The sequence below is a fragment of the Seonamhaeicola marinus genome (assembly GCF_008085455.1).
The window spans coordinates 798,930-821,270 of sequence record NZ_VSDQ01000679.1; the positions used below are offsets into that span (position 1 = coordinate 798,930).

Annotated in this window: 13 protein-coding genes; all 13 read left to right on the forward strand. The window is 34.5% G+C overall.

The window, feature by feature from the left end:
• Window positions 1-24 precede the first annotated feature (24 nt).
• The 13 genes from nrfD to sov all read left to right on the forward strand — a co-directional run bounded on the left by nrfD (window position 25) and on the right by sov (window position 22,318).
• Window positions 25-1,782: an NrfD/PsrC family molybdoenzyme membrane anchor subunit gene (gene nrfD / locus FUA24_RS14585; protein WP_148543578.1), complete on the forward strand. Its 1,758-nt coding sequence runs from the start codon at window positions 25-27 to the stop codon at window positions 1,780-1,782.
• Window positions 1,783-1,791: 9 nt separating this feature from the next.
• Complete coding sequence (locus FUA24_RS14590) at window positions 1,792-2,325, forward strand: DUF3341 domain-containing protein (RefSeq protein ID WP_148543580.1); 534 nt, start codon at window positions 1,792-1,794, stop codon at window positions 2,323-2,325.
• A 9-nt stretch (window positions 2,326-2,334) separates the two neighbouring features.
• Entirely contained in the window at window positions 2,335-2,889 is a 555-nt protein-coding gene (locus FUA24_RS14595) for a c-type cytochrome (protein WP_187388290.1), read from the forward strand.
• Between the two features lie 20 nt (window positions 2,890-2,909).
• Window positions 2,910-4,274 (forward strand): quinol:cytochrome C oxidoreductase, encoded by a 1,365-nt coding sequence (locus FUA24_RS14600; protein ID WP_148543582.1) that lies wholly within the window; start codon window positions 2,910-2,912, stop codon window positions 4,272-4,274.
• A gap of 29 nt (window positions 4,275-4,303) precedes the next feature.
• Window positions 4,304-5,383: a cytochrome c oxidase subunit II gene (locus FUA24_RS14605; protein ID WP_148543584.1), complete on the forward strand. Its 1,080-nt coding sequence runs from the start codon at window positions 4,304-4,306 to the stop codon at window positions 5,381-5,383.
• A 27-nt stretch (window positions 5,384-5,410) separates the two neighbouring features.
• Entirely contained in the window at window positions 5,411-7,201 is a 1,791-nt protein-coding gene (locus FUA24_RS14610) for a cytochrome c oxidase subunit I (RefSeq protein ID WP_148543586.1), read from the forward strand.
• A 69-nt stretch (window positions 7,202-7,270) separates the two neighbouring features.
• Window positions 7,271-8,293: a Holliday junction branch migration DNA helicase RuvB gene (ruvB, locus tag FUA24_RS14615; protein ID WP_148543588.1), complete on the forward strand. Its 1,023-nt coding sequence runs from the start codon at window positions 7,271-7,273 to the stop codon at window positions 8,291-8,293.
• A 46-nt stretch (window positions 8,294-8,339) separates the two neighbouring features.
• Window positions 8,340-9,674, forward strand: coding sequence for a cytochrome P450 (locus FUA24_RS14620; protein ID WP_148543590.1), 1,335 nt, complete (start codon window positions 8,340-8,342; stop codon window positions 9,672-9,674).
• 10 nt (window positions 9,675-9,684) lie between these two features.
• Window positions 9,685-10,611: a tRNA epoxyqueuosine(34) reductase QueG gene (gene queG, locus FUA24_RS14625; RefSeq protein ID WP_148543592.1), complete on the forward strand. Its 927-nt coding sequence runs from the start codon at window positions 9,685-9,687 to the stop codon at window positions 10,609-10,611.
• A 110-nt stretch (window positions 10,612-10,721) separates the two neighbouring features.
• Window positions 10,722-11,924, forward strand: a complete 1,203-nt coding sequence (locus FUA24_RS14630; protein ID WP_148543594.1) for a sensor histidine kinase — start codon at window positions 10,722-10,724, stop codon at window positions 11,922-11,924.
• A 180-nt stretch (window positions 11,925-12,104) separates the two neighbouring features.
• Complete coding sequence (locus tag FUA24_RS14635) at window positions 12,105-14,396, forward strand: NADP-dependent malic enzyme (protein WP_148543596.1); 2,292 nt, start codon at window positions 12,105-12,107, stop codon at window positions 14,394-14,396.
• Between the two features lie 53 nt (window positions 14,397-14,449).
• Window positions 14,450-15,031: a Holliday junction branch migration protein RuvA gene (gene ruvA / locus FUA24_RS14640; RefSeq protein ID WP_148543598.1), complete on the forward strand. Its 582-nt coding sequence runs from the start codon at window positions 14,450-14,452 to the stop codon at window positions 15,029-15,031.
• A gap of 6 nt (window positions 15,032-15,037) precedes the next feature.
• Entirely contained in the window at window positions 15,038-22,318 is a 7,281-nt protein-coding gene (gene sov / locus FUA24_RS14645; RefSeq protein ID WP_148543600.1) for a T9SS outer membrane translocon Sov/SprA, read from the forward strand.
• The last annotated feature ends 23 nt before the right edge of the window (window positions 22,319-22,341 follow it).

Here is a 22,341-nt window from a genome sequence, read left to right on the forward strand (position 1 = left end):
AATTAAAGAATCAATTATATAATTATGGCGTCTCATTACGAAGCACCTATTAGAAGACCTTTAGTTACAGGAGATAAATCATACCACGATGTTACTGTGGATGTGGCTAAACCTGTAGAAGGAAAAGCAAATAAACAATGGTGGATTGTTTTTGGAATTTCACTTGCCGCTTTTCTTTGGGGTATTGGATGTATATTATATACCATTTCAACAGGTATTGGAACTTGGGGTTTAAATAAAACCGTAGGTTGGGCCTGGGATATTACAAACTTTGTTTGGTGGGTAGGTATTGGTCACGCAGGAACACTTATTTCTGCTGTACTTTTATTATTCCGTCAAAAATGGAGAATGGCAATTAACCGTTCTGCTGAGGCAATGACAATTTTCTCGGTTGTTCAGGCAGGTCTATTCCCAATTATTCACATGGGTCGTCCGTGGTTAGGTTACTGGGTGTTACCAATTCCAAACCAATTTGGGTCATTATGGGTAAACTTTAATTCGCCATTACTTTGGGACGTATTCGCAATCTCAACATATTTATCAGTATCATTAGTATTCTGGTGGACAGGTTTATTACCGGATTTCGCTATGTTGCGTGATAGAGCTATAAAACCTTTCCAAAAGAAAATATACGCTTTATTAAGTTTTGGATGGTCTGGTAGAGCTAAAGATTGGCAACGTTTTGAAGAAGTATCTTTGGTACTTGCTGGTTTGGCAACACCATTAGTACTTTCTGTACATACTATTGTATCGTTTGACTTCGCAACATCGGTTATACCGGGTTGGCATACAACAATATTTCCTCCTTATTTCGTTGCTGGAGCTGTATTCTCTGGTTTCGCAATGGTAAACACATTACTTATCATCATGCGTAAGGTGTGTAACTTAGAAGATTATATTACAGTACAACATATAGAATTAATGAATATCATTATCATGATTACTGGTTCTATTGTTGGTGTGGCATATATAACTGAGTTATTCATTGCATGGTATTCTGGTGTAGAATACGAACAGTACGCGTTCTTAAACAGAGCAACAGGACCTTACTGGTGGGCATACTGGGCTATGATGACGTGTAACGTATTCTCTCCTCAGTTCATGTGGTTCAAGAAACTTAGAACAAGTATCATGTTCTCTTTCATCATTTCTATTGTTGTAAACATTGGTATGTGGTTTGAGCGTTTCGTAATTATTGTAACATCATTACACAGAGATTACTTGCCATCATCTTGGACAATGTTCTCTCCAACCTTTGTTGATATAGGTATCTTTATCGGTACAATTGGATTCTTCTTTGTATTATTCCTTTTATACTCAAGAACATTCCCAGTAATTGCACAGGCAGAGGTTAAGACCATTTTAAAATCTTCGGGAGATAAGTATAAAAATCTAAGAGAAGCTGGTGAAAGTTTAACTGGAACAGGTGCTGATGAAAGAACATCGTCTTCTAATAACGTTGTTTCTAATGTAGCAGATGATACTAAAAATGTCGTTGTAGAAGAGGTTTCGGAAGAAGAAAAAGAAGAAAGGGTAAATGACTTACTTGGTACCATAGGTTCTTTTGATGCTGAGACACAAACAGCTGATGATTTAAAGAAAATTAGTGGTATTGGACCTAAGATGGAAGAAGTATTAAATAGCATTGGTATTTATACATTCTTACAAGTTAGTAAAATGACCAAAAAAGAATATGACTTACTAGATTCTATTACAGGTTCTTTCCCCGGAAGAGCTGAACGTGATGATTGGTCTGGTCAAGCTAAAAATTTAATAAACTAAAAGTAGCATATGGAAGCTTCAAAAGTAATTCACGCTATTTATAATGATGATGATGTATTAATGTCTGCTGTTAAAAAAGTAAGAGCAGAAAAACATCATATAGAAGAGATATATACACCATTTCCAGTTCATGGGCTAGACAAAGCTATGGGACTTGAAGGAACAAGAATAGCAATTTGTGCATTCTTATATGGTCTAGTAGGTTTAACTGTGGCAATTACAATGATGAATTTCATTATGATTGAAGATTGGCCTCAAAATATTGGTGGTAAGCCAAGTTTTAGCTACATAGAAAATATGCCTGCTTTCGTTCCTATTATGTTTGAGCTAACAGTGTTTTTCGCGGCTCACCTTATGGTAATTACATTTTATTTACGCAGTAGAATGTGGCCATTTAAAAAAGCTGAAAATCCAGATCCAAGAACTACAGATGATCATTTCTTAATGGAAATTGCTGTTCATGGTAATGAAGGTGAGTTAGAAAACTTACTAAAAGAAACTGGAGCAGTAGAAATTAATTTAGTAGATAAAGAAGCGCATTAATATAGTAATATGAAAGGCTTAATTAAAATATTAGCAGTAGCAATCGTTTTTGTAGCGGTATCTTGTAAAAAGGATAGTGCTCCTAACTACCAATTCATGCCTAACATGTATGAGTCTGTTGGTTATGAAACTTACAGTAAAGCGCCATTTAGAAATGGGGTTGAAGCGCAATTACCTGTAGAGGGAACTGTAGCAAGAGGATATATTCCTTTTGATATTACAGACCCTGGAACTGAAGGTTATGAATTAGCCAAAGCTACAATTACGAGCCCTTTAGATTCTACTCAAGTAGATTTAGCTAAAGGTAAAGAGTTATACGATATTTATTGTGGAATCTGCCACGGTAATAAAGGTAATGGTCAAGGTAACTTAGTAAAACGTGAAAAAATATTAGGTATTCCAAGTTATGATGATGCAGGAAGAGCAATTAATGAAGGAAGTATTTACCACACTATTTATTACGGAAAGAACAGTATGGGATCTTACGCAAACCAATTAAGTGAAAACGAACGTTGGCAAGTAGTAGCATACGTTTTAAAGTTAAAAGCAGATTTAGAAAAGTAAGAAGATAAGATTATATAGATATGTACACATTTTCAAATAAATTAAAGACATTTTCTATCATACTAATGGTTTTAGGTGCCGTTGGAGTAGGAATTGGTTTTATGTCATCTCATAAATCTTTTGAAGACGTTGAGCATTTATTAGAAGCTGAAGCGCACCATGGCGGTCATGGGGACGAGGCTTCACACGCTGCTCCTGCTCATGATACTCATGCAGAATCACATGATGCTCATGGAAAAGGACATGATGCGGAAGTGCATGATGGTGATGCTCACAAAAAGCATGTAGAGCATGTTCAGCATCAAATTCATAATAGACCTTGGGCAGCTTTGTATGTTGCGGCATTCTTCTTTATGATGATTGCTTTAGGAACTTTAGCATTTTATGCTATTCAAATTGCTTCGCAAGCGGGTTGGTCTCCAGTACTATTTAGAGTAATGGAAGGTATAACAGCCTATTTGTTACCTGGAGCGGTAATAGTTGTTATTATAGCTTTGGCTTCTCACTACTTAGGACACGATAGTATATTTATATGGATGAACCCTGAAGTGGTTGCTGAAGATGCTTTAATACAAGGAAAATCTGGCTGGCTAAACATTGGAGGATTCACATTAAGAGCAGTTATTTTTATTGGAGGATGGGTATTATACCGTCATTTTGCTCGTAAATTCTCTGTTGCACAAGATACAGCAGAAGACAACAGTAACTACAAAAAGTCTTTTAGAATTGCTGCTGGATTTTTAGTATTCTTTATCTATACAGAATCAATGATGTCTTGGGACTGGATCATGAGTGTAGATCCTCACTGGTTCTCTACTTTGTTTGGATGGTATGTATTTGCAAGTATGTTTGTAAGTGGTATTACAACAATTGCTTTAATCACATTATACTTAAAATCTAAAGGGCATTTAGAGTTTGTTAATGAAAATCACTTACATGACGTTGCAAAATTCATGTTTGCTATTAGTATTTTCTGGACGTACTTATGGTTCTCGCAGTTTATGTTAATTTGGTATTCAAACATTCCAGAAGAGGTAACATACTTTATAGCTAGATTTAACGATTACCAATTACCATTCTTAGGTATGGTAGTGTTAAACTTTGTGTTCCCTATATTAATGCTTATGAGTGCAGATTACAAACGTGTTCCATGGTTTGTAGTTATGACAGGTTTAGTAATTCTATTTGGTCATTATATAGACGTATTCAATATGATTATGCCTGCTACTGTAGGTGATAGATGGTCTTTAGGATTACCAGAAATAAGTTCAATATTATTATTCGCGGGTCTATTCATCTTTGTAGTGTTTACAGCGTTAACAAAAGCGCCATTACTAGTTAAGAGATATCCTCTAAGAAAGGAAAGCGAAGATTTTCATTATTAATTAAAGAATAAATAAAGACGAACATACAAATGACTGCTTTATTAACAATTATAGTTTTAGTATTTATTTTAATTGCCATTTGGCAAATGGTTAAGATATTCGATTTAGCTCAGGCTAAGAACGGTGGAGAAGATGATAACCCTGGTGTTGCTACAGATAAGGATAATACCTTAAACGGATATTTAATGATGGGCTTTTTAGCTTTTATATACATCATTACCATTATAAGTTGTGTTAAATGGGGAGATTTACCATTGTTATCTAATGCTGCTTCAGAACATGGACCAACAATTGATAATTTAATGATTATCTCTTTAGTAATCATCTTTTTTGTTCAAACTATTACACAGTTTTTATTACACTATTTTGCCTTTAAATATAAAGGTGAAAAAGGAAAGCAAGCGCTGTTCTTTGCAGATAACAACAAGTTAGAGGCTATTTGGACAATTATTCCTGTAATTGTTTTGGCTGGTTTAATTATATATGGATTAAACACTTGGATTAACATTATGGGTGTTGATGAAAGTGACGACCCTTTAGTTGTGGAATTGTACGCACAACAGTTTAACTGGAAGGCTAGATACGCAGGAGCGGATAATACCTTAGGTAAAGCTAATGTAAGATTAATTGATATTGACAGAGCCAATATATTAGGTTTAGATGAAGCGGACCCTAATGCTCAAGATGATGTCATTACAACAGAATTACATTTACCAGTAGGTAAGCCTGTGTTGTTTAAAATGCGTTCGCAAGATGTATTACACTCGGCATATATGCCACATTTTAGAGCACAAATGAACTGTGTTCCTGGAATGATTACGCAGTTTGGGTTTACACCTACAAAAACTACAGAAGAAATGCGTGCCACTCTTGAAATGCAAGAGAAGGTTAAAAATATTAACGAAATTAGAGTAGAAAAAAGTAAGAAGCTAATAGCAAAAGGAGAAGAGGCTTTAGAACGCTACGAGTTTGATTATTTATTGATTTGTAACAAGATTTGTGGAAAATCACACTACAACATGCAAATGAAAATAATTGTAGAATCTGAAGAAGATTATAATGCTTGGATTAAAGAGCAAAAGCAATTTAAAAACTCTCTAATTAACTAATAATAAAAGAAAAAACGATATAAGATTATGTCAGCACACGCAGATACTCACGCACACGACGATCACGGACATCATCATAAAGAAACATTTGTAACAAAATATATTTTTAGTCAAGATCATAAAATGATCGCTAAACAATATCTTGTTACGGGTACGATTATGGGAGTTATTGGAGTAATGATGTCATTATTATTCCGTATGCAAATTGCATGGCCAGAAGAACCAAATGTGTTATTTGAGGCATTATTAGGAAAATGGGCACCAGATGGTGTAATGGATGCCGATATTTATTTGGCGTTGGTTACAATACATGGTACTATAATGGTATTCTTTGTATTAACTGCTGGTTTAAGTGGTACATTTAGTAACCTTTTAATTCCTTTACAAATTGGGGCTAGAGATATGGCCTCAGGATTCCTTAACATGGTGTCGTATTGGTTATTCTTCTTATCTAGTGTAATAATGGTTATTTCACTATTCGTTGAAGCAGGACCTGCAGCAGCTGGTTGGACAATCTATCCACCACTTTCTGCCTTACCAATGGCGCAAGGTGGATCTGGAGCAGGTATGACATTATGGTTAGTATCTATGGCAATATTCATTGCTTCCTCTTTACTAGGTTCTTTGAATTATATCGTAACAGTATTAAACTTAAGAACTAAAGGTATGTCTATGACAAGATTACCTTTAACAATATGGGCGTTCTTTATTACTGCTGTAATTGGTGTGATTTCATTCCCAGTATTATTATCAGCTGCATTATTATTAATAATGGATAGAAGTTTTGGAACATCATTCTTCTTATCGGATATATTCATTCAAGGTGAAGTGTTACATTATCAAGGTGGTTCACCTGTGTTATTTGAACACTTATTTTGGTTCTTAGGACACCCTGAAGTGTACATTGTAATTTTACCTGCAATGGGATTAGTATCTGAGATTATGGCAACAAACTCACGTAAACCAATTTTTGGATATCGTGCTATGATTGCTTCAATTTTAGCAATTGCATTCCTTTCTACAATTGTATGGGGACACCATATGTTCGTTTCTGGGATGAATCCTTTCTTAGGTTCTGTATTTACATTTACAACATTATTAATTGCAATACCATCTGCCGTTAAAGCATTTAACTGGATAACCACTATTTGGAAAGGAAATCTTCAAATGAACCCAGCAATGTTATTCTCTATTGGTTTTGTTTCAACATTCATCACAGGAGGTTTAACAGGAATTATATTAGGAGATAGTGCTTTAGATATTAATGTTCACGATACGTATTTCGTAGTAGCGCATTTCCACTTAGTAATGGGTATTTCTGCTCTATATGGTATGTTCGCAGGTATTTACCACTGGTATCCTAAGATGTATGGAAAAATGCTTAATAAGAATTTAGGATACATTCACTTTTGGGTAACAGCAGTTTGTGCTTATGGTGTATTCTTCCCAATGCACTTTATTGGAATGGCTGGATTACCACGTAGATATTATACAAATAGTAACTTCCCTTTATTTGATGATGTATCAAATGTGAATGTTATTATCACAATATTCGCTTTAATTGGAGGTGTTGTTCAATTGGTATATTTATACAACTTCTTTAGCAGTATATTCTATGGTAAGAAAGCTACGCAAAACCCATGGAAATCTACAACTTTAGAATGGACAACTCCTGTTGAACATATGCACGGTAACTGGCCAGGTGAAATTCCTCATGTGTACCGTTGGTCTTATGATTATAGTAAGCCAGGTCATGATGTAGACTTTGTACCTCAAAATGTGCCATTAAAAGATGGTGAAGAGGAACTTCAACATTAAAATATTGAAATCAATATACATTTAAGAGCCTTTCCAATTCGGAAAGGCTTTTTCTTTATCTTTGTTTTTATGAACGAAAACCTAAATCCATCCAATGAAAACTATTCTCCTGAAGAATTAGATGTTGAAAAGAAATTAAGACCTTTAGCGTTTGATGATTTTACAGGCCAGGATCAAGTATTAGAGAACTTACAGATCTTTGTTCAGGCAGCAAACTTGCGTAGTGAAGCTTTAGACCATACGCTGTTTCATGGACCTCCGGGATTAGGAAAAACCACTTTAGCTCATATATTAGCCAATGAATTAAATGTGGGAATTAAAGTAACCTCTGGTCCTGTTTTGGATAAACCAGGAGATTTGGCAGGTTTATTAACGAACCTGGATGATCGTGATGTTTTATTTATAGATGAGATTCATCGTTTAAGTCCCATTGTTGAAGAGTATTTATATTCTGCCATGGAGGATTATAAAATTGATATTATGATTGAATCGGGACCAAATGCGCGTACCGTTCAAATTAATTTAAATCCGTTTACATTGGTAGGGGCAACAACACGTTCTGGTTTATTAACTTCACCAATGCGTGCACGTTTTGGAATTCAAAGTAGATTGCAATATTATAAAACAGATCTACTAACCACTATTCTACAAAGAAGCGCATCTATTTTAAATGTGCCAATTTCAATGGAGGCCGCTATAGAAATAGCAGGACGAAGTAGAGGAACACCTCGAATTGCAAACGCATTACTCCGTAGGGTGCGAGATTTTGCTCAAATAAAGGGCAATGGTAAAATAGATATTCAGATTGCTAAATATGCCTTAGAAGCTTTAAATGTAGATGCTCATGGTTTAGATGAAATGGATAATAAGATTCTAACAACCATAATTGATAAGTTTAAAGGAGGCCCAGTTGGTATCACCACAATTGCAACAGCCGTTAGTGAGAGCCCAGAAACTATAGAAGAGGTTTATGAGCCTTTTTTAATCCAACAAGGATTCATTGTTAGAACGCCAAGAGGAAGAGAAGTAACCGAGTTAGCCTATAAGCACTTAGGGAAAATAAAAGGAAATATTCAAGGAGGTTTGTTTTAACGCTTGTGTCTTTCTGAATGTATTTCAGAATCTCATCAAATAAATAATGAAGTACAATTATCCAAATAAGATTCCTTTTCTAAAATTCTTGCTTAAATCTTCTACAATTGCCAAAAATCCGCTTTTGTATCATAAAAAGTGGTTTGATGAGGCAGGAGATACCTTTTCAATGAAATCGCCTTTTTACGGGCACATTATCTTAACACGAGATGTAGACTTTACAAAACACATACTCCAGAAGAACCACAAAGTATACCATAAATCTAAAATCCAAACGCGATATCTGTCTAAGTATGTAGGGTATGGTTTGTTAACATCCAGCGGAGACTACTGGCTGCAACAAAGACGTTTAATTCAGCCTGCTTTCCATAAGGAGAAAATAAATAATCTTGTAGAAATCATCAATGCTGCTATTAATGAACAGGTAGCTAAAATTGAAACAGGAAAAAGCATTGAGGCATACCCAATAATGAATGAGTTGGCCTTTGAGGTAGTGGCCAAATCACTATTCAATTTTTCGGCTGAAAAAGAAACGCTTAAAAGGTTACAATTTATAATTGAAAAGCTACAGTTATTTATTGTTAAGGAACTGAGAATGCCCTATAAGAAGTTATGGTATATCTTAAAAGGTGAAATACGCTACCATATGCAATTGGTTAAGGAAAGTAGAAGTATTATTCATACCATTGTTAAGCAGAGACGAAGTTCTAAAAATGAACATGATGATCTTTTGGATATGCTTCTTAAAGCGGAGTATGAAGACGGAACATCAATGACAGATGAACAATTAATAGATGAAATCCTTATCTTATTTGTGGCTGGGCACGAGACAACCGCTAATGCTTTAACTTTTATTCTAAAATTACTTGCTCAAGACAATCAGGTTTTAAAGAAAGTGCAAAATGAAGTAGCAGTGGTCCATAAAAAAGATTTAGAACCTTTAAAAGAAATTGGACACCTAAACTACACAAAATGTGCAATAGAAGAAAGTCTTAGGTTGTATCCTCCCGCTTGGATTACTGATAGAGTAAATATTGAACAAGATACGTTTAAAGACTATGTTTTAAAAAAAGGAACAATAGTTGGTGCCTCTATTTATGAATTGCATAGAAATGAGAAGTATTGGGATAATCCGAACTCATTTATCCCTGAGCGGTTTTTAGAAGAAAATAGAAAAGATATTACTCCTTATTACATGCCCTTTGGAGCAGGGCCAAGATTATGTATTGGTAATAACTTTGCCATATATGAAATGATCTTAACAGTTAGTACTATACTAAAGAACTACAATGTTGAATCTAATAATGAGGAAATAGAAGTAAATCCCTTAATTACTTTAAAACCAGTAGATATTAAATTAAAATTTACCAAAAGAGGATAACGCTTATAACTTGAATGCTCGAAATAAATACTCGCAACTTATAAAGGCCGAAGCAAAACGCCTTGGTTTTTTATCATGTGGTATAAGTAAAGCAGAGTTTTTAGAAGAAGAAGCTCCCAGACTTGAAAGATGGTTAAATAAAAATATGCATGGAGAGATGCGTTATATGGAAAACCATTTTGATAAGCGTTTAGACCCAACTCAATTGGTTGAAGGTTCTAAAAGTGTCGTTTCTCTTTTATTGAATTATTACCCTGAAAAGCATCAAATTGAAGACTCGTTTAAGTTATCTAAATATGCCTATGGTACGGATTACCATTTTGTAATAAAAGATAAGTTAAAATCACTATTGCATTTTATACAGGATGAAATAGGTGAAGTTAATGGAAGAGCATTTGTTGATTCTGCCCCAGTTTTAGATAAAGCCTGGGCCGCTAAAAGTGGTTTAGGTTGGATTGGCAAGCATAGTAACTTATTAACGCAGCAAGTGGGGTCGTTTTATTTCATAGCTGAATTGATAATAGATTTAGAATTAGAATATGACGGTCCCACGACCGATCACTGTGGCACTTGCACTGCTTGCATTGATGCTTGTCCAACCCAGGCTATTGTTGAGCCTTATGTAGTTGATGGGAGTAAATGTATTTCCTATTTTACAATAGAGTTAAAAGACAACATACCAACTGAATTTCAAGGGAAATTTGACGATTGGATGTTCGGCTGTGATGTTTGTCAAGATGTATGTCCGTGGAATCGATTTTCAAAAGCACATAAAGAACCCTTATTTAACCCACATCCAGAATTACTAACTATGTCAAAAAAAGATTGGGAAGAAATTACCGAGGAAACATTTAGAAAAGTGTTTAAAAAATCAGCAGTAAAGCGTACAAAGTTTTCAGGGCTAAATCGCAACATTAAATTTCTGAAAAACACTTAAAGCTTTGTTTTTCAAATAATTAAGTTTTTAGAAGATTTAGATTAATTCTTCTTTAAGAAAGAACTTTCAAAAAAAAGTTGTAATTTAGTAGGTGAGAGAAATAACTGTTTATGATTGCGCCCCTAACCCCTTCAAATGAACAGGAAAGACTAAAGAATTTATATTCTTATAAAATCCTTGATACTATTCCTGAAACCGATTATGACGATATTACCCGTTTAGCTGCACAGATATGCAATGTGCCAATTTCTTTAGTAAGTATTGTTGATGATAAAAGACAATGGTTTAAATCCCGTTATGGTCTAGATGCAACTGAAACACCAAAAGAACATGCCTTTTGTGCCCATGCCATTAATGATGCTGATAATGTATTTATAATAAACGATGCCAGAAAAGATGAAAGATTCCACGATAATCCTTTAGTGGTAGGACAGCCAAAAGTGATTTTTTATGTTGGCGTGCCTTTAAAAAGTAAAAATGGCTTTCCTTTGGGAACACTTTGCGTAATAGATAATAAACCAAATAAGCTTTCCAAACAACAGATTGAAACATTAAGGATTCTCTCTAAGCACGTAATGAATTTACTTGATCTTAGAAAGAATACCCATTTGTTAATTGAGAATTATAAAAACCTAGAAGAAAAAAATATTGAGTTAGAGCGATTTGCTTATGTTGCAGCCCATGATTTAAAATCACCTTTACACAATATCTCTAGTTTAGCTGAAATGTTTGTTCTAGATAATAAAGATAAACTCGATTACAACGGTTTACAGCTTTTAAATCTACTTATGGACTCTGTTGAACAACTTTCTGTTTTGGTAGATGGGTTACTAGAGTATAGTAAAAGTGATGGTATTCTAGAAAAGAGGAAAGAAGATGTTGTTTTAGAGGATTTAGTTAACAATTTAATTAAACTTTATAGTAAAGAACATAATGCCATTATAAACCTAAATACTAGTTTAGAAACCATTTATATTAATAAAGTGGCTTTAGATCAAATACTCCAGAACTTGCTAACAAATGCAATAAAATATAACGATAAGAAAATTGTACAGATCGAAATTATAGCAAGTGAAACCGATACACATTATACTTTTGATATAAAGGATAATGGTCCTGGAATAGCTCCAGAGTTTCATGACAAGATTTTCTTAATTTTCAGAAAACTATCTAAAAGCGATAAGTACGGAAAATCAGGAAATGGAATAGGATTGGCAATAGTAAAAAAGCTGATAGATAAATTAGGCGGCAAAATTTCTGTGAATTCTAATATTGGTAAGGGAGCTATCTTCAACTTTACCTTAAGGAAATGATTTACTGTTAATTCAAACTTTGCCCTATTAACATTAAAATAACCAATTTTATAAAAGATTAAGAGGTAGCGTTTTTAAGGATTGTTATATTTGAACCTTGAAATTTCACTTTTAAGTTTAACTTAAAAGTTTCAATTTAACATGTCATTCTCACAAAAGTGGGAACTAAAACAATTCATTATGAGCGAGGAAAGTAAAAGAAGAGAAGCACTTATATATCATGCCAAACCGCAACCTGGAAAAATAAAAGTAGTACCTACAAAAAAATATGCAAGCCAAAGAGATTTATCCTTAGCGTATTCACCAGGAGTAGCAGAACCTTGTTTAGAGATAGAAAAAGACGTAGATAACGTTTATCGCTATACGTCCAAAGGTAATTTGGTAGCTGTAATTTCTAATGGAACGGCAGTTTTAGGATTAGGGAATATTGGACCTGAGGCCTCTAAGCCAGTAATGGAAGGAAAAGGGCTTTTATTCAAAATCTTCGCCGACATAGATGTTTTTGATATTGAAGTTAATACCGAAAACGTAGATGAATTTATAGAAACCGTTAAAAATATTTCTCCAACTTTTGGAGGTATTAATCTAGAGGATATTAAAGCACCAGAGGCATTTGAAATAGAAAGACGTCTAAAAGAAGAGCTAGATATCCCTGTAATGCATGATGATCAGCATGGAACAGCAATTATTTCTGCGGCAGCTTTAATCAATGCAATAGAAATAACTAAGAGAAATATTGAGGATGCAAAAATTGTTATAAGTGGAGCAGGAGCCGCGGCAATCTCTTGTAGTAGATTATACCAAGCATGTGGAGCACGGAAGGAAAACATGGTAATGCTAGATAGTAAAGGCGTTATTAGAAAAGATAGAGAAAGTTTAACTCCAGAAAAATCTGAATTTGCAACAGATAGAAAGATTGATACTTTAGATGAAGCCATGAAAGATGCCGATGTTTTTATTGGACTTTCAATGGCTAATATAGTTACACCAGAAATGCTGCTGTCTATGGCAAAAGATCCTATTGTTTTCGCCATGGCTAATCCAGATCCAGAGATTAAATATGATTTAGCTATTTCTACAAGGAAAGACATTATCATGGCAACAGGAAGAAGTGATCATCCTAATCAGGTTAATAATGTTTTAGGATTCCCTTTTATTTTTAGAGGCGCTTTAGATGTTAGAGCTACTGCCATTAATGAAGAAATGAAAATGGCAGCTGTTAAAGCTTTAGCAAAATTGGCCAAGGAACCAGTGCCAGAACAAGTAAACATTGCCTACGGAGAAACCAAACTTACCTTTGGTAGAGATTATATAATACCAAAACCATTTGATCCTCGTTTAATTGCCGAAGTGCCGCCAGCAGTGGCAAAAGCAGCTATAGAAACAGGTGTTGCTAAAAAAACTATAAAGGATTGGGAAAAATATAAAGACACACTATTACAACGCTTAGGTTCAGATAATAAATTAGTAAGATTACTGCTTAATAGAGCCAAACTCAATCCAAAGCGAGTTGTATTTGCTGAGGCCGATCAATTAGACGTTTTGAAAGCTGCCCAAATAGTTTATGAAGAAGGCATTGCCAAACCTATTTTATTAGGAAGAACTGAGACGATTAAAGAATTAATGGAGTCTATTGAATTTGATGCTGATATTCCTATCATAGATCCAAAAACAGAAGAAGAAAATCCAAGAAAAAATAGATTTGCAAAAGTATACTGGGAACAGCGTAAACGTAGAGGTGTAACTTACTATTCTGCCCAAAGATTAATGAGAGAGCGTAATTACTTTGCTGCGATGATGGTAGACCAAGGTGAAGCAGATGCTCTTGTTTCGGGCTATTCTAGAAACTATCCTTCTGTTGTTAAGCCAATGTTAGAACTCATTGGTATGGCGCCAGGTGTTACTAAGGTAGCAACAACAAACTTAATGATGACCAAACGAGGCCCACTATTTTTGAGTGATACATCTATAAACATAGATCCTTCATCAAAAGATTTAGCAAAAATTGCCCAAATGACCTCTACTGTTGTAAAGTTATTTGGTTTGGAACCAGTAATAGCAATGATGAGTTATTCAAACTTTGGATCCTCAGGAAATGAAAAGGCATCTAAAGTTAGAGAAGCGGTTTCTTATTTGCATCGTCATTATCCTGATATGATTGTTGATGGGGAGTTACAAACAGATTTTGCCTTAAACGGAGCTATGTTAAAAGAGAAATTCCCATTTTCTAAACTCGTTGATAAAAAGGTAAATACATTAATTTTCCCAAGTTTAGATGCTGCAAATATTACGTATAAGCTACTTAAGGAGTTGAATGAGGCCGATTCTATCGGACCAATAATGATGGGAATGCGTAAACCAGTGCATATTTTACAATTGGGAGCGAGTGTAGATGAAATCGTAAATATTACTGCTATAGCCGTAATTGATGCGCAGCAGAAAGAAAAGCAACAAAAGGAAAATGCTAATTAGAAGTAATTTAATGGCAATAATTTTAGTACATTTGGTGGGTTAAGGAACTATAGATGATAACGCATATACAAGGTAAACTTACCGAGAAAAATCCAACACATGTAGTTATTGATTGTAACGGAGTTGGCTACATGATTAATATTTCTCTGCATACCTTTTCTCAAATACCTGATAATGAGAATTTAAAACTGTACACACATCTTCAAGTTAGAGAGGATGCGCACACATTGTATGGCTTCTCTTCGGTGGCCGAAAGGGAGATTTTTAGATTGTTGATTTCAGTTAGTGGCATAGGTGCAAGTACAGCCCGCACTATGTTATCCTCTTTAACACCTAAACAAATAAGAGAAGGTATAGCAGGTAATGATGTTGCATTAATTCAGTCTATAAAAGGTATTGGAGCAAAAACAGCGCAACGTGTTATCTTAGATCTAAAAGATAAAATCTTAAAGATTTATGATATTGATGAAGTTTCAGTATCTCAAGACAATACCAATAAAGAAGAAGCGTTATCTGCTTTAGAAGTGCTTGGTTTTGCTAAAAAGCAGGCAGAACGCGTGGTGGATAAAATCGTAGCTTCCGAGCCTGAAGCAAACGTAGAAACCATAATAAAACAGGCCTTAAAAAATTTATAACGTATTTTGAACAGAACCAACCTCAAATCTTATAAATCGGTTAAACAATCTACACTTTTAGTTTTACTACTACTATGTTCCGTAGTTGTTTGGTCTCAGCAAACGCCGCAGGATTCTATAAAAAAAGGTTATAGTAAAAGCAACTTAAAAGCGCCTAATCCCAATAGTATAGAATCTAAATATACCTATGATGCAATAACCGATAGATACATTTACACCGAAAAAGTAGGAAGTTTTAACATTAAGTATCCTGTTATATTAACGCCTCAGGAGTATTACGAATTAGTGGCCAAAGAAAATATTAAGGCGTATTACAAAGAAAAAATTGACGCGTTTGATGGAAAAAAAGGTGATGAAGATGCTCAAAAAAACCTGTTACCTCAGTTTTATGTAAACTCTAGTTTATTTGAAACTATTTTTGGAGGTAATACCATAGATGTGATACCCCAAGGTTCTGTAGAAATGGATTTGGGTGTTTTGTTTTCAAGACAAGACAATCCATCGTTTTCACCAAGAAATAGAAGTAATTTTACCTTTGATTTTGATCAGCGTATCAACCTGAGTCTGCAAGGTAAAGTCGGTACAAGATTACAGGTAAATGCGAATTACGATACGCAAGCTTCTTTCGATTTTCAAAACCTTATTAAATTAGATTACACACCGACAGAAGACGATATCATTCAAAAAATTGAAGTTGGTAACGTTAGTATGCCGCTTAATAGCTCGTTAATTACTGGTGCACAAAGTTTATTTGGTGTTAAGACGCAATTACAATTTGGAAGGACAACGGTTACTGGTGTGTTTTCTGAACAAAAATCACAAGGTAATACAGTTGTTGCCCAAGGCGGAGGTACTGTTGAGGAATTTGAATTATTCATAAGAGATTACGATGAAAATAGGCACTTCTTTTTATCTCAGTATTTCAAAGACACCTATGATACCTCTTTAAAAAATTACCCTTTTATAGATAATAAAGGACTGCAAATTACAAGGATAGAAGTTTGGATTACTAACCGAAGTAATAGAACTGACAACGTAAGGAATATTGTAGCAGTTCAGGATTTAGGAGAGACCGAAAATTTGGGATCCTTGGTAAATGTATTTGGTGCTCCTGGTGCATTTCCAGATAATGCCAATAATGCATTTAATCCAGAAAATATTGGAGGAGGAGGTTCTCAACTTACTGATGCGGTTAGAGATATTGCTACAGCACAATCTGGTTTCCTAGTAACAGGGGTTAATGAAGGGTTTGATTATGCTAAACTAGAAAATGCTAGAAAACTAACGGAACAAGAATATACACTAAATGTCGATTTAGGATATATTTCTTTAAATCAGCGCCTAAATAATGATGAAGTATTGGCGGTGGCTTTTCAATACAGAGTGGGTAATGAAATCTACCAAGTTGGTGAATTTGCTAATGATGGTGTTGCCGCTACCGATGTGGATTCCAATACTGGTGAAGTTACAAATCAGAGTTTAGTACTTAAGCTTTTAAAAAGTAGTATAACTAACGTTGAGCAACCTGTATGGGATTTAATGATGAAAAACATTTATGACACAGGAGCCTATAATTTAAGTGCAGACGATTTTAAATTAAATATTTTCTATAATGAAGCTTCGCCCTTAAACTACATAGAACCCGTTGGAGGAAGTTTTGATTTAGATATTAATGGAATTCCTGTTACAGGATCTACACCAGAAGATGATTTAATTGAAAATGTACCATTACTTCGTGTTTTCAATTTAGATAAATTGAATTTTAATAACGATCCGCAGACTCGTGGTGATGGTTTCTTCGATTTTTATCCTGGGATTACTGTAATACCAGAAAATGGTAAAATTATCTTTACAAGTGCCGAACCCTTTGGTGAATATTTATTTAATGTTTTAGGAGGAGGAGATTATAATAATGACGCAACGTATAACGATAATCAAAACAAATATGTTTATGATATTCTTTATAAAGAAACTAAAACAGCTGCTTTAGAAGAAGTAGAGAAAAACAAATTTAAACTTAAAGGGCGCTATAAATCATCTGGTAATGATGGTATCCCATTAGGTGCCTTTAATGTTCCTAGAGGATCTGTTAGAGTTACAGCTGGGGGGCGTGTTTTGGTTGAGGGCATAGATTATACGGTAAATTACCAGTTAGGACGTGTTCAAATTTTAGATGAAGCTTTAAAAGCATCAAATACACCTATTGAAGTGTCTACAGAAAACAATGCGGTATTTGGGCAACAAACTAGACGTTTTACAGGTTTAAATATTGAACATAAATTTAACGACGATTTTGTCTTAGGTGCTACCCTTTTAAATTTAAATGAAAGACCTATAACTCAAAAGGCCAATTATGGCACAGAACCTATAAACAATACTATTTTTGGTATTAATGGGAACTTTGCCTCTAAAGTGCCATTTTTAACAAGATTAGCCAATAAGTTACCAAATATAGATACGGATGCAGAATCAAATTTCTCTATTCGTGGTGAGTTTGCTTACTTGGCTCCAGGTGCTCCAAAAGGCACAAATCTAAATGGTGAAGCAACCTCTTACATCGATGATTTTGAGGGTACTCAAAACGCCATTGACCTAAGATCCCAACAATCATGGTTTTTATCATCTAGACCTGTAGATTTAGATGGCGATGGAAATACAGATCCCGAAAGTGATATTTCGGTTGGTATAGTAAATGGTTACGATAGAGCCATGTTAAACTGGTATAGCATTGATCCAATTTTTTATAGTACCAGAAGACCGACTGGTATAACGGATACCGATTTATCTTCACTTTATACCAGTAGAGTTTTTATAAATGAATTATTTCCTGAGAGACAATTGGTACAAGGACAAAATTCTGTATTATTTACTTTAGATTTAGCATATTACCCACAAGAGAGAGGGCCTTATAATTTCCAAAATAGTGAGGTGAATATTTCTACTGGAGAATTAACAAGTCCTGAAAATTCATGGGCTGGTATTACAAGACAACTAACTTCTACCGATTTTGAACAACAAAACGTAGAATATATAGAATTCTGGTTACAGGATCCATTCCAAGAAAACCCTACACATTCAGGAGGTAAGTTGGTGTTTAACCTTGGTAATATTTCAGAGGATATTGTTAAGGATGGTAAAAAGCTTTATGAGAATGGTCTGCCAGATAACGGAGACATTAGTATGCTAACGCCTACGAGTTGGGGTACTGTAACACCACAGAATCAATCTTTAATTTATGCTTTTGATACCACTGGAGATAAAAGAGCTAATCAGGATGTTGGTTATGATGGATATAGTGATACGGATGAAATACTGTTTGCTCAAACAGACTCCAATGTTCCGGCAGCATATGCCTCTTTAGAAGATCCTTCTAATGATAACTATAGTTATTTCTTAGATACAGATGGTGGGATTTTTGAGCGTTATAAAAAGTTCAATGGTGTAGAAGGTAATACGCCAGATACATTTACAGATACGCAAAGAGCCGCCAATACACAACCTGATGTAGAAGATATTAACAGAGATAACACAATGAATACCATTGACAGTTATTTTGAATATGAACTTAATATAACAAGGAGCAGTTTACCTGCTGTATCTAGCGTATCTGAGATTCCAGATTCTAATGATTTCAAAAAATACTTAGTAGATGTAAAGGTAGAACCACGTTCATTACCAGATGGAAGTACTGAAAATGTAAGATGGTATCAGGTAAGAATTCCTGTAGAAAGTAGTTTTGACCCTAATGACGATCACTTACAGTTTAGAGAGTACAACTCACCAGATTTAAGATCAGTTCGTTTTGTTAGAATGTTTTTAAAAGATTTTACAGATACTACTATATTCCGTTTTGGTACTTTAGAATTAGTAAGAAGTGATTGGAGACGTTATACCTTGCCTTTAGATGATGAAACAATAGATGAACATAATGGGGATAACACAGAGTTTTCTGTTGGTGTTATTGGTACCATAGAAAATGAAGGTAGTTATGTGTCACCTCCGGGTATTGAACCAGAACAGCTTTTTAATAACAATACAGTAGTACCACAAAACGAACAATCTCTTGTAATGAATGTTTGTGATTTAGAAGCTGAAGATTCAAGAGGGGCTTTTAAAAATATTAGTGTAGACATGCGTCAGTTTAAACGCTTAAGAATGTTTATACACGCCGAAGATGGTTCAAAAGGTTTTACGGATAATGGAAATTTAATTGGTTTTGTTAGGATAGGTAACGACCTTAACGATAACTACTACCAAATTGAGATTCCTTTAGTGAAGTCTGACCCAGGTTCTCTTGTTGAAGATGTGGTATGGCCAGAAGAAAATGAAATAAACATTCCTTTAGACATTCTAGGTAAGGTTAAAGCACAGGGAATATCAGACATGACTTTGGGTAATGAAGATCCAACGTTTTATGATGTAATTAATGGAGAAATACAATTAGCAACCGATCCTTATGGAGGTTATGTGATTGGGCAGCATAGAGTGGGGATTAAGGGTAACCCTAACTTTGGAGATGTAAGAACATTAATGGTTGGTGTTAAAAATGCAAATGAATTTGAAAATGTTTGTGCCCAAGTTTGGTTTAATGAGCTCCGTTTATCCGATATGGATAACGAAGGAGGTTGGGCTGCTGTGGTAAGTATGGATACCAATATTGCAGATTTCGCAAACATAAGTGCAACCGGAAGACAAAGTACATCAGGTTTTGGAGGTATAGAGCAAGGTCCAAGTGAACGTAGTCTTGAGGATGTTAAGCAATATGATGTTGTTACCAATGTACAGGTAGGACAGTTGTTACCAAAAAAATGGGGTATTCAAATCCCGTTTAATTATGCGCAAAGCGAAGAACTAATTACACCTAAATACGATCAGGTTTATAAAGATTTAAAACTTCAAGATCGTATTGATGCCGCAGATACCCAGGCAGATAAAGACAAAGTTAGAAAGCAATCTGAAGATTATACAAAGCGACAAAGTATCAATTTTATTGGTGTTAGAAAAACAAGAACTACAGATAAAACGCCACGCTTTTATGATGTTGAAAACCTAACACTTAATTATTCCTATAATAAAGTAGAGCATAGAGATTTTGAAATTGAAAACTCTGTAAATAAAACAGTAAGAGTAGGTGCTAACTACGCATTTAACTTCAACCCTGTAAAAATAGAGCCATTTAAAAAGAACGACTCTTTATTTACCGGAAGGTACTGGAAGTTCTTAAAAGATTTCAATCTTAATCTTTTACCTTCTAGTTTTACAGTTAATACCGATATTAATAGGCAGTTTAATAGACAAAAGTTCAGATCTATATTAGATGAAGGTAATATTGATGTAGAAGAACTATTCAGAAGAAATTATACCTTCGATTTTCAGTACACCATAAACTATAATCTAACCGATGCGTTACAATTAAACTTTAACGCTGCCAACAATAATATTGTTAGAAATTACTTTAAGGATAATGATTTAATTAGAGGAGAACAAGATGAAACTCTAGATGTTTGGGATGGTCTACTTGACGTTGGAGATCCTAACAGGCAAACTCAAACATTGGGGATTACGTATCAGCTACCATTAAAGAAAATACCAACCTTTAGTTTCTTAGATGCTACATATCAATACACTGGGACATTTAATTGGCAAAAGGGATCCGATTTATATGGAGATGTCATAGGTGAAGATGTTCATACCATTCAAAATTCTAATGTGCACGACATTAATGCTTCGCTAGATATGAATAGGTTGTACAGGTATATTGGCTTGGTTAAAAAACCTATTAGAAGAGTAAGAACAAGAACAGCTGCACCAGGACCAGGAGGTGTTCCTCCAGGAGGAGAAAAAGGAAAGAAGAAATCTAAATCTGGGGCTAAAAACAAATCATTAACCAAAGTATTAAATGCAGGTATTGGTCTTTTAACGAGTATTAAGAGAATGCAGTTTAGATACTCAGAAAATAATGGTACTTTTTTACCAGGTTACACGCAGACACCAGGTTTCATTGGTACGCTTAAGCCAACCTTAGGATTTACCTTTGGTAGCCAAAGTGACATTAGAGATTTGGCCGCTAGAAAAGGATGGCTTACTGTTTTCGATGAATTTAATCAGCAGTATACAACCACGCATACAAAGCAATTAGACATTTCAGCAAGTTTAGAACCCGTTAAAGATTTAAAAATCGACATTATTGGAAATAGAACGTACTATGAAAACTATTCTGAAAACTATATTGTAAATAATGGTGTTTACACCTCACTAACACCTAATACATTTGGTAATTTTAACATCTCAACAGTACTAATTAAAACATCGTTTAGTAAAAGTGATGAATTAAATTCGGAGACCTTTAGTAAGTTTAGAGATAATAGATTGGAAATTGCCAATAGACTGGCGGAAGAGTTTTATGGTCCAGGTGTGGCATTTAGTAGAGATGCCGATGGATATCCATTAGGTTTTGGTAAGACGAACCAAAAAGTATTATTACCAGCGTTTTTAGCAGCATATACAGGGCAAGATGCAGGTAAAGTAAAGACAAGTGCTTTTAGAGATATTCCAATACCTAATTGGGATTTAAAATACTCTGGTTTTATGAAATTTAAGTGGTTTAAAAAGCACTTTAAGCGTTTCTCATTAACACACGGGTATCGTTCTTCATACACAATTAATCAATTTAATACGAATTTAAATCTTAACACCAACCCAAGTGATAATGAAGCGCCGGTTCCTGGTTTAGATTATGGCAGCCAACCTTTTGAGGCTTTAGACCAATCGGGGAACTATAAAAACGAACAGCTTTACGGAGGTGTTAACTTAACAGAGTCTTTTAGCCCGTTGGTGCGTATAGATTTTGAAATGAAGAATTCGGTTAAAATATTGGCTGAAGTAGCAAAAGATAGATTACTGTCCTTAAGTTTTGACAATAACCTACTAACCGAAGTACAAGGTAATGAATATACTTTAGGATTAGGATATAGAATTAAAGACTTACGTATTAGATCAAATCTTGCAGGTCCTAAAAAACGTATTGTTAGTGATCTTAATATGAAGGCAGATATATCTGTAAGAGATAACAAAACCATTATAAGGTATCTGGACTTAGATAATAATCAAGTTACATCAGGTCAAACAATTTGGGGGCTTAAGTATAGTGCAGACTACGCCTTTAGTAAAAACCTAACAGGAATCTTCTATTTTGATTATGCGTTCTCAGAATATGCAATATCTACAGCCTTTCCACAAACAACAATTAGGTCTGGTATAACCCTAAGATATAATTTTGGAAATTAGTGTTAAGGCACTTGATTTTATAT